The sequence below is a fragment of the Streptomyces sp. CO7 genome (assembly GCF_053474865.1).
On the sequence record NZ_JBRIOU010000002.1, the window covers coordinates 635,372 to 637,384 of the forward strand.

The 2,013-nt window shown below is 75.1% G+C and carries 2 protein-coding genes; both read left to right on the forward strand.

Features of this window, described 5'->3' with window-relative positions; genetic code table 11:
- Window positions 1-104: 104 nt before the first annotated feature.
- A complete protein-coding gene (locus ACOV8S_RS04840) occupies window positions 105-1,730 on the forward strand; it encodes a carbamoyltransferase family protein (RefSeq protein ID WP_448316277.1) in 1,626 nt (541 codons plus the stop codon).
- Window positions 1,727-2,013, forward strand: a 287-nt coding sequence (locus ACOV8S_RS04845; protein ID WP_448316278.1) for a glycosyltransferase family 2 protein, incomplete at its 3' end; no start/stop codon positions are given. The genes ACOV8S_RS04840 and ACOV8S_RS04845, both read left to right, overlap by 4 nt.

Genomic DNA, 2,013 nt, shown 5'->3' on the forward strand with positions numbered 1-2,013 from the left:
GACCGCACAGATCGCGGACCGCACAGATCGCAGACCGCAGACCGCACAGACCGCAGACCGCCGAACCGCCACACCCCGACCCCACGTCCGGGACGGAGCACTCCATGCGCATCCTTGGCATCAACGCCCTCTTCCACGACCCCGCCGCCGCCCTGGTGGTCGACGGCCGCACGGTCGCCGCGGCCGAGGAGGAACGCTTCAGCCGACGCAAGCACGGCAAGCGCCCGGTCCCCTTCTCCGCCTGGGAGCTTCCCGAGCTGTCGGCCCGCTGGTGCCTGGAGCACGCCGGCGTCCGCCCCGAGGAACTGGACGCGGTCGCCTACTCGTTCGACCCCCGGCTGGCCCGCCCGGCGGACCGGATGGGCCTGGACGACCCGTGGGACCCTCTGCGCCTCGAGTACGCCCGCCGCGCGCCCGAGTTCCTCGCCGAGGCGCTGCCCGGCCTCGACCCCGACCGGGTCGTCTTCGTCCCGCACCACGTGGCGCACGCCGCCTCCGCGGGACCCGCATCCCCGTTCCCGGACAGCGCCGTACTGGTCCTCGACGGCCGCGGCGAGTCCTCCTCCCACCTGGCCGGGCGCTACACCGAGGGCAAGCTGGACGTTCTCGCCACCCAGGCGCTGCCGCACTCCCTCGGCCTGGTCTACGAGGAGCTCACCGCCCACCTCGGCTTCCTGCGCAGCAGCGACGAGTTCAAGGTGATGGCGCTCGCCTCCTACGGCAAGCCGCGCTTCCACAAGCAGCTGCGCGAGCACGTCCACGCCACCGGCGACGGCGGCTTCCGCGCCCACGGCGTCGACTGGGCGGCCTACGCCCCGCCGCGCGGCAGGCACGAGCCGTGGACCCAGGACCACGCCGACCTCGCGGCCAGCGCCCAGGCGGTGCTGGAGGAGGTCATGCTGGAACTGGTCCACTGGCTGCACAGCGCCGGCGGCGGCGAGTCGCTCACGCTGGCCGGCGGCGTCGCCCTCAACTGCGTGGCCAACGCGAAGATCGCCGCGCTGGGCCCGTTCCGGAACGTCTGGGTGCAGCCCGCGGCCGGCGACGCCGGGACCGCCCTCGGCGGCGCCCTGCACCTCAGCGACCACCCCGAGCCGATGCCCGGCGCCGACCTCGGCCGCGGCTGGTCCGACGACGAACTGCGGGCGATCCTCCAGGAGGCGGCCGTCCCCTTCGAGGAGCCCGAGGACATCGCCGAGACGGTCGCCGAGGAACTGGCCCGCGACGGCGTCGTCGCCTGGTTCCAGGGCCGCAGCGAGTTCGGCCCCCGCGCGCTCGGCCACCGCTCCCTGATGGCCCACCCCGGCCGGGCGGAGAACCTCGAACGCCTCAACAAGGTGAAGGGCCGCGAGGAGTTCCGCCCCGTGGCCCCGATGGTCGTCGCCGACCGGGCCTCCGAGATCTTCACCGGACAGCTGCCCAGCCCCTACATGCTGTTCGTGCACGAGGTCGCCGAGGCCTGGCGCGACCGCATCCCGGCCGTGGTCCACGTCGACGGCACCGCCCGCATCCAGACCGTCGAGGAGCGCCGGGAGCCGCTGGTCGCCCGCATGCTGCACGCCTTCGAACGGCGCACCGGCCTGCCGGTGGTGGTCAACACCAGCCTCAACACGGCGGGCCGCCCCATGGTCGACGACCCGCGCGACGCCCTGGAGTGCTTCGGCTCCGCCCCCGTCGACCTGCTGGCCATCGGCCCCTTCGCCGTCCGCCGCGCGGGGATGTTCGCATGACGGGCCCCGCCGAGACGCCCGGGACCGGGCCCGCCGAGGAGCCCGGCTACGCGGTGGTGATCCCGACCCTGGTCCGCGACACCCTCGCCGACTGCCTGGCCTCCCTGGTCGCCGCACACGGGCCCAAGCCGGCCGAGATCGTCCTGGTCGACGACCGCCCGGCAGCGGCCGCCGGCGACGAGGCCGCGCTCGAGCACCCGCTGTCCGTCCTCGGCGACCTCAGGGCCCGCACCACCGTCCTGCGCGGCGGCGGCCGGGGACCGGCCGCCGCCCGCAACACCGG

Coding starts and splice junctions, on each gene's coding strand:
- ACOV8S_RS04840 (WP_448316277.1), top strand. CDS start 105: ATGCGCATCCTTGGCATCAACGCCCTCTTCCACGACCCCGCCGCCGCC.